This window comes from Planococcus citreus (assembly GCF_003664125.1).
Lineage (GTDB): Bacteria > Bacillota > Bacilli > Bacillales_A > Planococcaceae > Planococcus > Planococcus citreus.
Genome location: NZ_RCCP01000003.1, coordinates 162,246 through 175,271 on the forward strand (window position 1 = coordinate 162,246; position 13,026 = coordinate 175,271).

The window sequence follows — 13,026 nt, forward strand, 5'->3', positions numbered from 1 at the left end:
GAGGAATAATTGATGACTAAAGATTACATTATGGCGATTGACCAAGGAACAACGAGTTCACGGGCGGTATTGTTCAACCACAAAGGAGAAATTGTAGGAACTGGACAGCAGGAGTTTGAACAGTTTTTCCCGAAACCGGGCTGGGTAGAGCATGACGCGAATGAAATCTGGACCTCAGTTTTAGCTTGTATGGCAGGAGCCTTGCGAAAAGCGGATGTAGAAGCAAGCCAAGTGGCAGGCATCGGCATCACCAACCAGCGCGAAACGGCTGTCGTGTGGGACCGCAACACGGGAAAACCAATCTACAAAGCGATCGTCTGGCAATCCAGACAAACTGCGGATATTTGCGGCGAATTGAAAGTGCAAGGGCATGAAGAGCTGTTCCGTAAGAAAACAGGCCTGTTGATTGACGCTTATTTCTCAGGAACGAAAGTGAAATGGATTTTGGATAATGTCGAAGGCGCACGGGAGAAAGCGGAAAATGGCGATTTAATGTTCGGGACGATCGATACGTGGCTCGTCTACAAACTATCTGGCGGCGCTGCGCATATCACCGATTACAGCAACGCTTCCCGTACGCTGATGTACAATATTTATGATTTGGAATGGGACCAGGAATTGCTGGATATTTTGACGGTGCCGAAAAGCATGTTGCCGGAAGTCCGTCAATCGTCTGAAGTCTATGCCAATACAATCAATTACCATTTCTTCGGCCATGAAGTGCCGATTGCCGGTATCGCTGGTGACCAACAGGCTGCGTTGTTCGGGCAAGCCTGCTTCGAAAAAGGGATGGCCAAGAACACTTACGGAACAGGCTGTTTCATGCTGATGAACACAGGGGAAGAAGGCGTCGTTTCCGAACACGGCTTGTTGACGACATTGGCATGGGGCATCGATGGCAAAGTGGAATACGCGCTTGAAGGCAGTATCTTCGTTGCCGGTTCTGCGATTCAATGGCTGCGTGACGGCTTGAAGATCTTGGACACTTCGCCCGAAAGTGAGCAATATGCTACATCTGTCGAATCGACAGACGGCGTTTACATGGTGCCGGCATTTGTCGGGCTCGGCACGCCTTACTGGGATACGGACGCTCGCGGCGCCATTTTCGGCTTGACGCGCGGCACGACACGGGCGCATCTTATCCGTGCGACGCTTGAATCGCTCGCTTACCAGACGAAAGATGTCGTGAACGTCATGATCGAAGACGCGGGCATCGAACTGAAAACTTTGCGTGTGGATGGCGGAGCTGTGGCAAATGATTTCCTCGTGCAATTCCAGAGCGACATTTTGGACGTGCCAGTTGAACGTCCGGTCATCCAGGAAACCACAGCGCTCGGCGCAGCTTATTTAGCGGGATTGGCGGTTGGTTTCTGGGAAAGTAAGGAAGAAATCGCGCAGCAATGGAAAGTCGATAAAACCTTTACCAGCGATATGCCTGCTGAACAAAGTGAAAAACTGTACGATGGCTGGAAAAAAGCAGTTGAAGCGACTAGAGCATTTAAAAACTAATCTTCCAACAGAAAAAACACACGCGACTGTCTGTCGCGTGTGTTTTTCTATGCAAATTGTGTGATGCACAGGGACAACAAGCCGTCCGCGGAACACAAAAAACCCTTGCTCTGCTTGACTTTCTAGCGAATCAAGGGAGCCAGAATTGTGTGGCGCACAGGGACACAACGGGTGGTAAAATGAAAAGAGACAAGAAACAGAAAGGGATGAGCCCATGCCACTGCAAATCGTGCGCAACGACATCACCAAAATGACAACAGACGCCATCGTCAATGCCGCAAACTCCAGCCTGAAGATGGGCGGCGGCGTGTGCGGGGCGATTTTCCGGGCAGCGGGTCCGAAGCAGCTGCAGGAAGCGTGCGACCGGGTCGGCCATTGTGCGGTCGGGGAAGCGGTGCATACCAACGGCTTTGAACTCGAGTCAAAGTACATAATCCATACGGTTGGACCGGTATGGGAAGGCGGCGGGCGAAACGAGGAAATGTTGCTGCGCAATTGCTACCGCAACTCGCTGGAACTTGCCATCGAGCTTGGCTGTGAGTCGATCGCGTTTCCGCTCATCTCTACCGGCATCTTCGGTTATCCGAAAGAACCGGCATTAAGGGTCGCCACGGAAGAAATCGATGCCTTTCTGGGCGGGCACGATATGGATGTCTATCTAGTCGTGTTGGACAAGCAGTCATTCGGCATCAGCCAGAAGCTTTACGAATCGATTGAAGCGTTCATCGATGAACAGGAAGCGGCGGTTTTGGAAGAACGGGCTGGTCGTTATCAAGACCGGCGGGAAATGGAAATACCGATGTCTGCACCAATCGAAATAGTGGAGCAGCAATTGAGCCTAGAAGAGTTCTTGGAAGAGGTGGATGAATCCTTCTCACAGCGGCTGTTCAGGTTCATTGATGAACGAGGGATGACCGATGCCGAGACCTATAAAAAGGCGAATCTCGACAAGAAGCTGTTTTCCAAAATCAGAAATTCCCCAGGCTACACACCGAAGAAAAAGACCATCCTGGCGTTTGCGATTGCGCTCGAATTGGATATCGATGAGACAGAAGAATTGCTCGGAACGGCAGGCTATCGCTTGTCGAACAGCCATAAATTCGACTTGATCGTCCGTTATTTCATCGAGCGGGAACAATACAATATTTTTGAAATCAATGAAGCCTTGTTTGCATTTGATGAAGCGCTTCTTGGTTCGTAAAAAGGTCGCTTTCGAAGCGACCTTTTTTCTATGGGGAAATCGTATCCTAGGGGTAGCAAGTAACCCGAAGGAGGAAACGATAATGAGAAATGAAACGACGGAATTGGTGTTTATTCTTGATAAGAGCGGCTCGATGGCAGGGCTCGAGAAAGATACGATCGGCGGCTTTAATGCCCTGATTGACAAGCAGCGAAAGCTCCCCGGCGAGGTTCGCGTGACGACGGTGCTGTTCAACCACGGATACGAATTGCTGCATGACCGGATTTCCCTCGAAGGCATTTCACCGATGACCGATAGCGATTACGAAGTAGGCGGCATGACGGCTTTGCTCGACGCGGTGGGCTCGACAATCCAGAAAATCAACAACGCGCAAAAAGGGACATTGAAAAAGCATCAAGCCGACAGGGTAATGTTTGTCATTACAACAGATGGCTTAGAAAACTCCAGCTGTGAATACACGTATAAGCAAATCCATGAAATGATTGCTTCGAAGAAGACGAGCGGTTGGGAGTTCATTTTCCTCGGTGCGAACATCGATGCGGTCGCGACGGCGAAAAAGTTCGGTGTGGATGAGGATTTTGCGGTGGATTACCATGCGGATGCGGAAGGGACGGAGTTGAATTATCAAGTATTGAGCGAAGCGGTGAGTTCGTTCCGGACCGGGAAAAAGATTGGCCGGGATTGGAAGCAGGAAATTGAGCGGGATTATAGAGCCAGAGAGAAGAAATGAAGATTCTTTTTATCATTGCTTAAGGAAACTGAGTATATAAAAATACCATAATAGATTCTACATCTATTATAAATTTAACTATATATTTAAAGAGCCAAAGATCACCCTTAGAATGATATTATATTATTGCTATAGATGATTTATAATTAGTGGGATAATAAAAATAATTTTAAGAGGAGTTTTTAAATGGAGGTAAATGGCTATAAATATAAGGGGCTTCCACTTATACCCTCAATATGTAGAGAATTAATTATTGAGTTGTACCAAGGCAAAACGGTTGAAAGAAAAGTTATTATTGAAGAAGTGAAAGCAGTTCACCAGTTAAGAGGAGGCACACCAGGGAGAGCAGACAATGTTGGAACAGTAAAAAAAGCTTTAAAAACCCTACTTGATGAAGGAAATGCTGAAAATCCTAGTGTAGGTTTTTGGAGAATAAAATTACATGATGAAGAAAATACAATCATAGAAAAAGAAAACAATGATTATGATGAAGGAACTGTTGAAGAAATAGATTCCACTGAATTCGATTCAATTGATGAATTTAGTGAAATTGAAGAGAATACAGGGGTAGTTTACTTATATTATTTTCCCTCTTATAAAGAACTTGCACTTCTTAAAAATTCTTCCACATGGAGATGTAAGATTGGAATGACAGAAGGAGATCCCTTAGTAAGGATCACCTCTCAAGGTGTAACAATATTACCTGAGAAACCCATTATTGAGACTTTTACTACGAAGCACCCTCGAATGCTGGAAACTGTAATTCACAAGATACTTACGATAAACGGAAGTAAAAGCGTCGATTCTCCGGGAAGTGAGTGGTTCGAAACAAGTCCACAAGAATTTTTTAATATTATTAGTTTTATTGAAAATAAGAATTATCGCATCGAAGAAACAGAATAGAATATTTAGAGAAGCAGTCTTCTTTACTTTATTGAAAGAGGGCTGAGATTGAAGTAATGGGATAAGGACTTTCAGTGCTATATAAGAAGTTCAGCCTTATAGATACTCATAAAAAGAGCCTTGGACCGCATAAGTCCGAGGCTCTTAATCATTTCCGTATTTTTTAAACAGCTTCATATTCCGAATCCACTTGCTTCGCAGCGCGGTACTTCATGATCTGCGCGATATACCATAAAGCGACAGCCAAGGTGATGACCGAGCCGATCATGGCGGCGATGTGGTATTCCATGTTCAAGCCTTCGGGTGCATAGAAGATGTACATGGAGACGACGCCTGTCATGAACATGGCCGGCACGCCGCTGATCCAGTGCATTTTGTAGTTCTTGAGCAAATACATGGTCGCTGTCCACAGCATGAAGGTTGCAACCACTTGGTTGGTCCAGCCAACGTAGCGCCACAAGAAGGTGTAGTCGATCGTTGCCATGTAGAACGTCGGGATGGCGAGTGGGACGGTGATTAACAGGATACGCAAGGTGCCGTCAGTTTTGGTGAACTTCGACAATAAATCAGCCAAGATCATGCGCGAAGAGCGAAGTGCGGTATCACCTGTCGTGATCGGCAAGATGATGACGCCGAAGATCGCGAGGATGCCGCCCAAAGTTCCAAGAAGCGAGATCGAGATGTCGTTGACGACGCCAGATGGCCCGCCTGCTGCGAGTGCTGCGCCGAGTCCTTCTGTGCCGTTGAAGAAAGTCATGCCAGCTGCCGCCCAGATCAAGGCGATGATGCCTTCGATGACCATGGCGCCGTAGAAGATTTTGCGGCCGTCGGTTTCTTTTTTCATCGTGCGGGCAATGATCGGGCTTTGCGTGCTATGGAAGCCGGAGATCGCGCCGCAAGAGACCGTGACCATAAGGAGTGGCCAGATCGGCAGTTCGCCTGGGTGTAAGTTGCTGAATGTTAGGTTCGGCATCGGTTTGCCGGAGAACACGAGTGCTACGGCCACCGCGATGGCCATGAACAACAGGATGCCGCCGAGTAGCGGGTAGATGCGTCCGATGATGCGGTTGATCGGCAAGATCGTTGCGAGAACGAAATAAGCAAAAATAAGTGCAAGCGCCCAGATAAACGAGATTGGTGTGATTTGTGCGATCAATTGAGCTGGGCCGGCCGTGAAGGCAGCCGCCACGAGCAGCATCAACACGAGCGACAAGCCATTGATAAAGACTTTCGCGTTCTTTCCGAGGTAACGCCCGACCAATGTCGGGAATTGCGCTCCGCCGTGGCGCATGGACATCATGCCGGAGAAGTAATCGTGGACGCCGCCTGCGAAGATGCAGCCAACGACGATCCAGATGAAAGCAACGGGCCCGTACAATGCGCCAGCTACAGCGCCGTAGATTGGGCCAAGGCCTGCGATGTTCAAAAGTTGGATCAAATTGCCTTTCCACCAGCTCATCGGCACATAGTCGATGTTATCGGCCTGCGCATAAGCTGGGGTTGGAGTTTGGTCGTCGACGCCGAATACTTTTTCGATGAATTTCGAATAAAACATGTATCCCAATATTAAGAGTGCAAGTGCTGCGAAAAATGTAATCATATGCGTCGTCCTCCTGGTGTCAGTGATATATCGTATAACACATGATAGCATCTTTTTCAGAAAATAAAAGTTAATATTTCGAAAAAACTAATATTTCTATTTATTTATGGCAAAGCGATAGATAGTTGATAACAATAGTGGATTTGGAAGCGTATCCAATAGGTTTGGGGGACTAAATATTTTTTGGATGCTTTAATATTAGAAAAAAATATCTTGAATTTCATTATCCTAAGATACAAGTAAATAGAGGGGGAAGGGCTGGGACTTCCACGGAAATGAATTGTGTGGGAATTGTGTGTGACACAGGGACACGATTGCACTATGCTTGAAAGTAAGTACATAAAGAGAAGAGGGAACCAACTATGAAATTCGGCATCATTGGCACGAATTGGATCACCGATCGATTTATCAAAGCAGCGAAGCAACACCCCGATTTCCGCATCGGCGCCGTGTATTCAAGGACGGAAGAGACCGGCCGCGCGTTTGCGGAGAAATACGCGGTGGAGGCGGTCTATACGGACATGAAGAAAATGTTCGAAGAAGGCGATATTGATGCGGTCTATATCGCATCGCCGAATGCATTTCACGCTGAACAAAGCTTGCTCGCGATGCAACACGGCGTGCATGTGCTCTGTGAAAAGCCGGCCGTTGTCAGCCTGGACGAGATGGACAGAGTCATTGCGGCTTCAAAAGAAACCGGCATGACTTATATGGAAGCGATGAAGTCGACCGTGACGCCGACTTTCCTGCGGCTGAAAGAAGAGCTGCATAAAATCGGCCCGGTCCGCCGCTACGTATTCCATTACAACCAGTATTCATCCCGCTATGATAAATATAAAGAAGGCATCGTCGAGAACGCGTTCAAGCCGGAACTCGGCAACGGCGCGAAAACCGATCTCGGCGTTTACGGTTTGGCGCCGCTCGTCCATTTGGCGGGAGAGCCGGATGCCGTATTGCGCAACCGCTACCTGTTGTCGACCGGTGCGGAAGGGCAAGGCAGCATGATTCTCGATTACGGCGAATGCGAAGCGATTGTCATGTATTCGAAGATTTCGGATTCATATTTGCCGAGTGAAATCCAAGGCGAAAACGGCGTCATTGAAATCGATAGAATCAGCGACCCGAAACATGTGCTGATCAAATACCGCGACGGCACGACCGAAGACATTTCCGTCCCGCATGAGTTCGATACGATGTATTACGAACTCGATGAATTTATCCGCTGCGTGCACAAAGGCCAAATAGAGTCCCCAATCAACACGCACGAGATCTCCCGGCAAGTGACGAAGCTTTTGCTTTAATGAAAAACAGTCAACGAAAAAAACCGCTTTTCCCGTCCAGCATATGTGGGGGAAAAGCGGTTTTATTTGTCTAGTTATTTTAGTTCGAGCATCACATAAAACCATTGCTCTCACATTTACTGCGCAAATGCGTCGCAAATGAATTTGCTCAGCTGACTCTTCGCTAATTCATTACCAACTGAACTTCCACCCCGAAATGATCCGATACGAGCGGCTTGTGGTCGCCGTTGAAGATGACTTTCGACGATTTGACCTTGAAGGGTTCGGTGGACAGGATCAAATCGATGCGCAAGTCTTGCTTGTTGTCACTCCAGCCGGTGATTTTGCCTTGGACGGTGATGCCGGCATCTTTTTCCTCGGCCAGTGTGTAGGTGTCGTGCAACCCATTTTCCAATAAGTAGGCATAGCCTTGTTGTTCGAGCGAGGCGTCGTTATTGAAGTCGCCCATCAAAAAAGCAGGGGCTTCTGTTTTCATTTGCCCAAGCAGCTGGTCGGCCTGGAATTGGAACGGCTCTTCCGCATCGTGCCACCAGCCGGTGTGGCAGGAATAGAACGTGAAGGGCTGGCCTTTGTAATGGATCATTGCGCCGACAATCTTCCGCGTTTTCGGGGAATGCTTGTCGGTGCTTTGGCTGACGAAAAAGCTATGTTCATCGATGACCGGGTGGCGCGTCAAGATCACCAGCCCTTCTTCGTAGCGTCCGTAGACGAGGTGGGAGAAATCCCATACCATCGAATAGCCTGTCACGCCGAGTTGCTCCAGCTCCTGAAGCAGGACCCGTGCGTAATTGTCGTGCTTGACGACATGTTCTGGTTCATCGTCGATCGACTGGTTGACTTCCTGCAAGGCGATGACGTCATACTCCTTTTCGGCAATGGCTTGTGCCAAGTGGCGGATTTTCTCCAGCTGGTTTTCTTCGTGCCAAGCGTGGCAATTCAAAGTCAGTAGTTTCATCGGTTCATTCCTCCAAGAATAGCTATTTTACAGAAAACCCGGACCTAAGCGAAGCAATTCGCGCGGGTCCGGGTGTGAAGCTGGCAAGGAAAGCTTTTTAGACTTCTTCGTTCCCGCCAGTGATTTCGATCAGGTCTTTCGTATTCGACTCGACGTGGCCGGAGGTTTTGATGTTCACTTGCTGGCCTTCCTGAAGGCTCGTGAAGACAACCGGCGTGATGATGGACGGGGCGTGTTCGCCGATATAGGCGAGGTCCATTTCCATCAATAATTGTCCTTGTTCGACAAGGTCGCCTTGCTCGACATGGGCAGTGAAGCCTTCGCCTTTCAGATGGACGGTATCGATGCCGATATGGATCAATAATTCAGTTCCATCGTCTGCTTTCAAACCGATTGCGTGTTTCGTCGGGAACAAAGTGACGACTTCACCGTTCACTGGCGAAAATACTTTGCCTTCAGACGGTTTGATCGCAAAGCCGTCGCCGACCATTCTGCCGGAAAAGACTTGGTCCGGTACATCGGTGATCGGCAGGATGTCGCCTGTGATCGGGATGCCGAAATCAACGGTGCCGAGGCGTACCGGTGCATCTCCGGCGTCTTTCGCTTGGTCGATGATCTGGGAGACATCTTGTTTCGTGCGCGGCGTTTTGCCGTTGATGATGTCTTGCATTTGCCCTCGCAGGTTATCGGAAACAGGCCCGAAAATCGCTTGGATGTTGTTGCCGACTTCCATGACACCGGAAGCACCGAGTTTTTTCAATTTATTCTTGTCGACTGCGCTCTTGTCTTCAACACTGACGCGCAGGCGGGTGATGCAGGCATCAAGGTGGGTGATGTTTTGCTGTCCGCCCATCGCTTGCAGGATTTCGTATGGCAATTCACCGGCAACGGCTGAATCGCCATCTTCGTCTGCTTCTTCGTCTTCACGCCCTGGCGTCATCAAATTGAATTTCGTGATGGCGAAGCGGAAGCCGAAATAGTAAATGACTGCGAAGAACAATCCGACGACGATAACCCAGAACCATTCCGTTCTGCCCGGCATGACGCCGAACAATAGGAAGTCGATGAGGCCGCCGGAGAAGGTCATGCCGATTTTAACATCAAGAATGTGCATGATCATGAACGAGAGTCCAGCGAATACTGCGTGGATCCCGAACAACACTGGTGCTACGAAAAGGAATGCAAATTCAAGCGGTTCAGTGATCCCTGTCAAAAATGAAGTCAAGGCAGCAGAAGCCATGATGCCGCCGACGACTTTCTTGCGTTCAGGGCGTGCACAGTGGTAGATCGCAAGTGCCGCTGCTGGAAGGCCGAACATCATGAACGGGAATTTCCCTGTCATGAACGTGCCGGCTGTGAATTCAACGCCGTCCTGCAGCTGTTCAAAGAAGATGCGCTGGTCGCCGCGGACGATTTCGCCAGCCGCATTCGTATACGTGCCGAACTCAAACCAGAACGGCGAATAGAAAATGTGGTGAAGCCCGAAAGGAATCAACGAGCGTTCCACCAGGCCGAATACAAAGGCAGCGAGTGTGCGGTTCGTTTCAAGCATGAAATAAGACAATGTGTTCAAGCCGTTCTGTGCGAAAGGCCAGACGAGGAACATCGCGACACCGAGAAACAATGCCGAGAATGCGGTAATGATCGGAACAAAGCGTTTTCCGGCGAAGAAGCCGAGAAATTGCGGCAAGTTGATATTGAAGAATTTATTGTACATCGCCGCGGCTAATATCCCGACGATGATCCCGCCGAAGACGCCGGTCTGTAAGGTCGGAATGCCGAGGACCATGGCGTACGCAGGATCTGAAGTGGCCATCTCGGGTGTGATGCCGCCGATTGCTTTCATCGTGACGTTCATGATCAAATAGCCGATGATCGCGGCAAGTCCTGCGACCCCGTCACCGCCGGCTAAGCCGATCGCGACGCCGACCGCAAAGAGCAGTGGTAAATTATCAAAAATTACACCGCCGGCTTCAGCCATGATGAAGAGCAATGACTGGACCCAAGGGGTGCCGAAGAATGGTACCGCTTCCACAAATGTGTCTTGTGAAAAGCTTGTGCCGAATGCCAGCAAAATTCCTGCTGCGGGCAAGAGTGCGACAGGCAGCATCAATGCCTTCCCGACTTTTTGCAATGTGCCGAATACATTAGTAGACATAAAATTTCCTCCTTTATTGGTAAAAATGAATGCGGATCAAACGTGATGGAGCGCATATGGCGGAAGCAAAAGCATACAAAAAAGGCATGAGCGGAAAAGGCATCGGTAAAAAAGGGGAGAATTCCCCTGGATTAACCGTTGTACCTTTTCATACTCATGCCTGATCGAATCAGTAACACGTATGAATCAGTTTGTATGGGTCAAGCGCTGCAAATGAATCGTCAGATAAAGCACTTCCGCTTCGTCGACAGGCTTTTTTAATTGGTTTTGCATTACTTTAATGAGCTTCCAAGCCAGATTATAGCACACGGGGTATTCGGCTTTCAATAGCTCTTGAAGTTTATTTTCATCGCCCAGTGATTCCCCGTGATGGATACGGTCGATCGCCCGGTGCAGATGCTGGATCAGGCGGTGGTAATTGACATTGTCTTTGCTGATGTCGACTTTCAACCCATCTTCAATCAATTCCGTCAGGCGCGAAATAAGCGCGTGGTCCCGGTTGATGTCGCGCAAGGATTTGTCGGTCACGGCACTGTGGATGTGAAGCGCGATAAATCCGATTTCACCTTCCGGAAACACAATGCCCATGTGATTTTGGAAGGCTTTCACGACACCTTTAGCCACTTGGTATTCTTTCGGATACAAAGACTCGATTTCGAAAAGGAACGAATTCGAAAACTGCATGTTCTGCTGAATGCGCTTGATGGCAAAAGACAAATGATCCGTCAATGCGACGTGGATGTGTTCATTCAACTCGGTGCCCATCTGCTCCTCGATGTATAAGAGCTGGTCGTTGATAAATGCGATGAGGTCTTCATCGATATGCGGAATCATGTTGACGTATTGTTCCTTTTCCGCCTCGTCTTTTAACAGGAACGTCTTATCGGCGTGATCGAATGAAATGACATCGCCTTTTTTCCGGTTGAAGCCAAGGCCATTTCCGATCAAGACGACTTCCTTATAGGCATCATGGCGGGCGATCACGACATTGTTGTTCAATACTTTTTCGATGGTCAATAGCTGTTCCATGATTTCCTCCGTTCAAAAGATCGCCTTGATGTATTAAGCATAATTCAAGTTATACAGGAAATGGGGATAAAAAAACAAGCTCGAGATTTGGGATGTGGTGTGTGGTGTCGGTTTTGTCCTTCTGTGGTATTCGTTTTGTCCCTGTGTATGGCACAATTCGGACGAGGAGAATGGCGGTGGGAATGGGTTTAGGTGTGAAGTCGCCCCTGTGCAAGACACAATTCGGCGGGAATAATTGCATATAGTCATGTGCGTGCCACTGCATGAGGTGGACTAGCGGGGCAGCGAGGGCAAGCGATAGAGCACAGCGCGATTAGGCAGGAATCGATGGCGGAAAAGTGGAACTAAAAGGTATACGAAATGGGTGTCTGCGTGTATTCCCTCCAGGTGGATGGCTGTGAAAGCATGAAATTTCGCCTGAGATGAAAGATAACTCGTGAAACGACGGAAGTGGGATTGCCAGAAGAACTTTCTATTATATAGAAAAAAGGAGGAGAGAGTATGAAAGCGATGGTCTGTAAGCGCTACGGGGATCCTGGGGTCCTAGAGCTGCAAGAACTTGAAAAACCGGTGCCAAAGGATAATGAAATCGGCATTAAAGTTCTGGCATCTACTGTGACGGCAGGGGATTGTGAAATGCGCAGCTTTACATTCCCTATGTATTTACGTCTTCCGATGCGTTTATTATTCGGTGCCCGAAAGCCGAGAATGAAAGTATTGGGGCAGGAATTTGCCGGGATAGTGGACAGTGTTGGAGCAGGACAGAAGCACTTCAAGAAAGGCGACCGTGTGGTTGGATCGCCCGGATTGAAACTCGGGGCTAATGCCGATTATGTGTGTTTACCGGCCCGTTATGCGATCGTCCACATGCCGGAGGAGTTGAATTATGAACAGGCTGCCACGATTCCGACAGGCGGAATGAATGCATTGTTTTTTCTCCGGAAAGCCAATATCCAAGCCGGGCAAAAAGTGTTGATTATCGGAGCGGGCGGCAGCATCGGAACCATCGCAGTCCAACTCGCTAAACACGAAGGAGCAGAAGTGACAGCGATCGACCGGCAGGAAAAACTGGACATGCTTTTATCGATCGGAGCGGACAAAGTCATTGATTACGAGCGGGAAGATTTTACGGCGAATGGCGAAGCTTATGACGTCATTTTGAATATCGTAGGGAAAAATACTTTTTCACAAGCCATGGGTTCATTGAAAGCAACGGGCGTTTACTTAATCGGCAATCCGAGCCTCGGCAAAGTTCTTCAGAGATTTACAACGGGGAGGAAGAAGGGGCAGAAAGTGTTTGTGGGCGTAGCGGATTACAAAGCCCACGACTTACGCTATTTGTGTGACTTGTTTGCAGAAGGGAAGATCAGTGCGGTCATTGATCGGATATTTCCGCTAGAAGAGTTGTCTCAGGCGCATCGTTACGTGGAGAGTGGAGCGAAAAAAGGCAATGTTGTGATTCGGCATTGAATTTCTTTTATTTGAACGGCCCTGTTTAAGATGGAATACTAGAGAAAAACGCATGAAGGAGCTCTCTGATTTAGGGAGTTTTTTTGCGTTTTAAAGGTTAAATAGTTGGTCGCTTTATTGCAGTTGCAAGCGTAGGTTTTAATGATTTAGAAATATTTTGAAATTGAGGG

Annotated in this window: 10 protein-coding genes; 6 read left to right on the forward strand and 4 right to left on the reverse strand. The window is 48.4% G+C overall.

Annotation, left to right across the window (positions count from 1 at the left end; genetic code table 11):
• Positions 1–12 precede the first annotated feature (12 nt).
• From glpK to DFR62_RS11030, 4 genes are all read left to right on the forward strand, one after another.
• The gene (glpK, locus tag DFR62_RS11015; protein ID WP_121300425.1) at positions 13–1,509 is read left to right on the forward strand and encodes a glycerol kinase GlpK; all 1,497 of its coding nucleotides are present in this window, start codon (positions 13–15) and stop codon (positions 1,507–1,509) included.
• A gap of 214 nt (positions 1,510–1,723) precedes the next feature.
• Positions 1,724–2,710 carry a macro domain-containing protein gene (locus tag DFR62_RS11020; protein ID WP_121300426.1) on the forward strand — a complete coding sequence of 329 codons (987 nt, stop codon included), beginning with the start codon at positions 1,724–1,726 and terminating at the stop codon, positions 2,708–2,710.
• 82 nt (positions 2,711–2,792) lie between these two features.
• Positions 2,793–3,440 carry a vWA domain-containing protein gene (locus DFR62_RS11025; RefSeq protein ID WP_121300427.1) on the forward strand — a complete coding sequence of 216 codons (648 nt, stop codon included), beginning with the start codon at positions 2,793–2,795 and terminating at the stop codon, positions 3,438–3,440.
• Positions 3,441–3,626: 186 nt separating this feature from the next.
• Positions 3,627–4,343, forward strand: a complete 717-nt coding sequence (locus tag DFR62_RS11030; protein WP_121300428.1) for a GIY-YIG nuclease family protein — start codon at positions 3,627–3,629, stop codon at positions 4,341–4,343.
• A gap of 163 nt (positions 4,344–4,506) precedes the next feature.
• Here DFR62_RS11030 and DFR62_RS11035 read toward each other — a convergent pair whose 3' ends face one another.
• Positions 4,507–5,943 carry a carbon starvation CstA family protein gene (locus DFR62_RS11035; protein ID WP_121300429.1) on the reverse strand — a complete coding sequence of 479 codons (1,437 nt, stop codon included), beginning with the start codon at positions 5,941–5,943 and terminating at the stop codon, positions 4,507–4,509.
• 362 nt (positions 5,944–6,305) lie between these two features.
• Here DFR62_RS11035 and DFR62_RS11040 point away from each other — a divergent pair, with 362 nt between their 5' ends.
• Positions 6,306–7,244 (forward strand): Gfo/Idh/MocA family protein, encoded by a 939-nt coding sequence (locus DFR62_RS11040; protein WP_121300430.1) that lies wholly within the window; start codon positions 6,306–6,308, stop codon positions 7,242–7,244.
• A 163-nt stretch (positions 7,245–7,407) separates the two neighbouring features.
• On the opposite strand, the gene DFR62_RS11045 is transcribed toward DFR62_RS11040, so the two are convergent.
• From DFR62_RS11045 to glcT, 3 genes are all read right to left on the reverse strand, one after another.
• Positions 7,408–8,199, reverse strand: coding sequence for an endonuclease/exonuclease/phosphatase family protein (locus DFR62_RS11045; RefSeq protein WP_121300431.1), 792 nt, complete (start codon positions 8,197–8,199; stop codon positions 7,408–7,410).
• A gap of 97 nt (positions 8,200–8,296) precedes the next feature.
• Complete coding sequence (ptsG, locus tag DFR62_RS11050) at positions 8,297–10,357, reverse strand: glucose-specific PTS transporter subunit IIBC (RefSeq protein WP_121300432.1); 2,061 nt, start codon at positions 10,355–10,357, stop codon at positions 8,297–8,299.
• A 186-nt stretch (positions 10,358–10,543) separates the two neighbouring features.
• A complete protein-coding gene (gene glcT / locus DFR62_RS11055; protein WP_121300433.1) occupies positions 10,544–11,386 on the reverse strand; it encodes a glucose PTS transporter transcription antiterminator GlcT in 843 nt (280 codons plus the stop codon).
• Positions 11,387–11,887: 501 nt separating this feature from the next.
• Here glcT and DFR62_RS11060 point away from each other — a divergent pair.
• Positions 11,888–12,856 (forward strand): NAD(P)-dependent alcohol dehydrogenase, encoded by a 969-nt coding sequence (locus DFR62_RS11060; protein WP_121300434.1) that lies wholly within the window; start codon positions 11,888–11,890, stop codon positions 12,854–12,856.
• Positions 12,857–13,026 lie beyond the last annotated feature (170 nt).

Coding starts and splice junctions, on each gene's coding strand:
- glpK (WP_121300425.1), top strand. CDS start 13: ATGACTAAAGATTACATTATGGCGATTGACCAAGGAACAACGAGTTCA.
- DFR62_RS11020 (WP_121300426.1), top strand. CDS start 1,724: ATGCCACTGCAAATCGTGCGCAACGACATCACCAAAATGACAACAGAC.
- DFR62_RS11025 (WP_121300427.1), top strand. CDS start 2,793: ATGAGAAATGAAACGACGGAATTGGTGTTTATTCTTGATAAGAGCGGC.
- DFR62_RS11030 (WP_121300428.1), top strand. CDS start 3,627: ATGGAGGTAAATGGCTATAAATATAAGGGGCTTCCACTTATACCCTCA.
- DFR62_RS11035 (WP_121300429.1), bottom strand. CDS start 5,943: ATGATTACATTTTTCGCAGCACTTGCACTCTTAATATTGGGATACATG.
- DFR62_RS11040 (WP_121300430.1), top strand. CDS start 6,306: ATGAAATTCGGCATCATTGGCACGAATTGGATCACCGATCGATTTATC.
- DFR62_RS11045 (WP_121300431.1), bottom strand. CDS start 8,199: ATGAAACTACTGACTTTGAATTGCCACGCTTGGCACGAAGAAAACCAG.
- ptsG (WP_121300432.1), bottom strand. CDS start 10,357: ATGTCTACTAATGTATTCGGCACATTGCAAAAAGTCGGGAAGGCATTG.
- glcT (WP_121300433.1), bottom strand. CDS start 11,386: ATGGAACAGCTATTGACCATCGAAAAAGTATTGAACAACAATGTCGTG.
- DFR62_RS11060 (WP_121300434.1), top strand. CDS start 11,888: ATGAAAGCGATGGTCTGTAAGCGCTACGGGGATCCTGGGGTCCTAGAG.